2 protein-coding genes and 1 pseudogene are annotated in these 3360 nt (G+C 57.3%); all 3 read left to right on the top strand.

The features are described 5' to 3' along the window. Positions 1-271: 271 nt before the first annotated feature. Positions 272-1159, top strand: coding sequence for an AraC family transcriptional regulator (locus tag NR193_RS33120; RefSeq protein ID WP_256754856.1), 888 nt, complete (start codon positions 272-274; stop codon positions 1157-1159). A gap of 108 nt (positions 1160-1267) precedes the next feature. Then, complete coding sequence (locus NR193_RS33115) at positions 1268-2473, top strand: MFS transporter (RefSeq protein WP_256754855.1); 1206 nt, start codon at positions 1268-1270, stop codon at positions 2471-2473. A gap of 1 nt (position 2474) precedes the next feature. Then, a pseudogene (locus tag NR193_RS33110) lies at positions 2475-3360 on the top strand (hypothetical protein); the annotation flags it as partial.

Raw genomic sequence — 3360 nt, 5'->3', positions numbered from 1 at the left:
GCCTCCAGCACCGTTCCATTGGTGAGATGCCGATACGTCGATGAGGGAAATTCCACTAAGATAAGAGTGGTCTAATATTTCACCTGGCTCAAGTATTGGCTGAGCCAACTGGTAGGCTCACGTGTTGCAGGCGGCTTTCACTCGCTTGCCATTTTTTCGCTAAAGTCACATCTTCTACCAATCCAAGGTTATCTGTGTGTTGTTTAGCAACCCATGGTTCTCCACATCACGCAAAGACTGTGCCACTCGCCAGTAAGGAGGCTGTGGATACGTGAATACTCTTGGCCTCAACCAAAACGAGAATCGCCGTTCACGGCATCAATCGCTTGCCCACAAGTATGAGATTTGGGGGAGCGTGCGGGCGGACGTAATCAAAAGAACCGGGCTTGAGCGCCAGGAGACAAGAATCCTCCAGCCAAACCATTTGTTCCTGATGAACCTGAAGGGCACGGCGTGCCGCGGAGAAGACATTGTGGATGGGCGCAGGATTGCCTTTTTGCCGCGTCGGGCCGGTTCGATAATCTTCATGCCCGCCGGCAGTGATTGGAATGGGTGGGATGAGGGGGACGCGACCGCTTCCTACCTCCTGGTCTCGATTGAAAAAGGGTTCGCCGACGAGGTGTTTGCCGGATTGGCTCGCCATCGCCCGGCGGTGCTGCCGCCTTCGATCGGATTTCGGGACGGCACTGTAGAGCTGGCGTTGCAGAGGATTGCCTTGGAGCTCAAGCACCCTGACCCGATCAGCGCAACGATGGTGAAGATCCAGGCCACGCAATTGCTCGTGCAAATGGTCAGGTTGAACGGCGTCCATAAGGAACCGGCAAAAGGCGGTTTGTCATCGTTCGATCTCAAGCGCGCGGTGGGAATGATCGAGGCGTTGTCGGCCGGCAGACCGACGCTCGCCGATCTGGCAAGAGAGGTTGGGGTTAGCCGGTTCCATTTCTGGAGGGCCTTCAAGCAGTCGACCGGCATGACGCCGCACGCATTCATCGCGCAGCGCCGACTGGAGCAATCCGCGGATATGCTGCGATCGACCAATTTGTCGGCGACGGAAATCGCGATGGAATGTGGTTTCGGCAGCTCGAGCCATTTCACCACCGCGTTCAAGCGGGCCTTCGGCGCGTGCCCCACGGAATTTCGTCGTAAGTGCAGAATTTAGGCCGCCGCTTGTCGGTTCGCAGCAAGTATCGGAAAACCCCAACATCACAGTAAAGCAGGCTTGGCGGAAGAAGGTATCCATCGGCGGTCAGCCCCGGATACGCCGCCCATGTCAAACCTGGTTCGAGTTCATCATGGCAAGGGACGGGCCGACCGGTTCAATCCCTGCCTAGGATTCCTGGCCAGCACGCTGTCGGCGGCGGTTGCCCGAAACGGCTACTACATCGCATCCGCCTGGATTCTCGTCGAGCGAGGGTACGGAGCTGCCGGCGTGGCGACGTTCCTTGCGATCGCAAGCGTTGTCGAATTCATCGCGAGCCCTCTGGCCGGCGTGGCGGCGGATCGATTTGACAGGCGACGCTTGAATGTTGCGGCAGACCTCAGCCGCTGCGTCGTCATGCTGGCTACCGCTTGCGCGCTTCTCTACCTGGACGTGTTTCTGATTATCTGTCTGTCAGCGGCCGTCTTTTCGTTTTGCGACCGTGTGGCGCTTACGAGCTCTCAATCAATGATCCCCGTGGTAGCTGATGGCCGCAGTCTTGTAGCCTCGAATTCCGCTGTCTTCTTCGTCATGCAGTCCGGCAATCTCGGCGCAGCTCTGCTTGCAGGGCCTTTGCTGCATGAGCGCTCCCCAGCCCTGCCATTCACCCTTCTTGCTGCTTTCTTCCTGTTTTCAGCGGGCTGCCTGGCCTTGATGCGGCTGGAACCGGTTTCGAGCGATGTCCGCATCGCCAAAATCTCTGCAGCACAAATCGATCCGGGCCTGCGTCGTCTCGTTGTCGTCTACGCGCTTCTCTATACAAGCGCGGTGCTTGTCAGCGTCATGGGATCGAGCTTCGTCTTCCAGGAGCAGAAAGGTACTGCCGTGGATTTCGGCTACCTCGAGGTTGCATGGTCGGCGGGCTCACTGATCGGCGCGGTCTCTCTATTCCGAATTGAAAGAGCGATGAGCACCCATGCGCGACATCTCATAGTTTTGGGCTTAACGGCGTTAGTACTCATGGCGCTGACATCTCTGCGCACGCCCTGGACAGTGATGCTTTTTGCCACGCACGGATTTCTGTACAATCTTGGACGCGTCAGCGTTGAAGTCACATTACAGTCGAATATATCCGTTTATCTGTTGGGCCGGGCAAAAGGCGCAATGCATAGCGTGGCCGTGGTGCTCGGGCTACTCGTCTTCGGCATCGCCGCCGCCGTAGGAGATCGAGCATTTCCTTCGACGATTTTCTTCAGTTTCGGAGTGGTGCTCCTCATCAGTGTTTCGTGTTTGAACATCGGTGTCGTTCAGACGCAAGAAAAAGGTGAATCGTGAGGTGGAAGAGCTAACAGCAGGTGCAGATGCGAAACAGGCAGTCCTGGGGTCGCTGACGGCACTCTACCCCTGGATGAGCCCATATCATTCCCGGCCGATCCGCGACTATGCGTTTCGCCTGTTTGAGGCGCCAGGTTCCAGGTCCGAGCCAGAAATCCGGTTTCGAGCCTTCACCAAACTACTCGACATCATCAGGAAGGCAGCGACACGAAACGGGTTGCCGACCGATACGGCCTCGGAAATCTGCAGGGATTTCGAAAGACGCCGTGTGATGCAGACAGGGCCTCATTTGTTTCTCCTCATGGAGCCGGAAGCCTTTTACACACACGTCTTCAGCCTCCTCGGCCTCTCGGCGCATGGCTGTTCGACCTATGTTTCCTATGCCGTTTCGACGGTGAACCTTGTTGAAAAGGCACGCAAGGGACCAGGCTGGCTCACCGTTGACGGGAAGCCGATCAACGTCTTTGGCCTCAGCCGAAGCCGGATGATCGGATACAGCCTGCTAGCCGGGCAGGGACCCTATAGGTTCGAGTTGTTGCCGACGGAACCGAACACTGGGGGAGACCCGCTCGCGCTGCTTCGTAGCGTTCTGGCGAAAACGCAATTCGAACGGCCCGCACACGCCATCAAAGCAGCCAATCTCATCCTTTGGCCAAAAATGTTCGGAGAGCGATTTGCCTTCCTGCAGATCGACGACGAGGATATCGCCGACCTGGTGGCCGACCATCTGTCGGACGAAAATTCCTGGCTACGCATGAGACTGCTGGAAGACCCGAAGTTCGCTTCCAACATCCTTGCCGGCCTCGACGGGCTGGCGTCCGGCCCCTGGAGTGGCTGGCTCGCTCGGGGTACTGATTTCTTCTGGTTCTATGAAAATGGCAAACGCC

Origin of the sequence: Mesorhizobium sp. Mes31, from assembly GCF_024519675.1 — a bacterium.
GTDB lineage: Bacteria > Pseudomonadota > Alphaproteobacteria > Rhizobiales > Rhizobiaceae > Mesorhizobium.
This window is presented reverse-complemented; position numbering and strand designations above follow the sequence as displayed.

What these genes read in the sequence shown, in the direction of transcription:
- NR193_RS33115 (WP_256754855.1), top strand. Translation starts at nt 1,268, where the DNA reads ATGTCAAACCTGGTTCGAGTTCATCATGGCAAGGGACGGGCCGACCGG.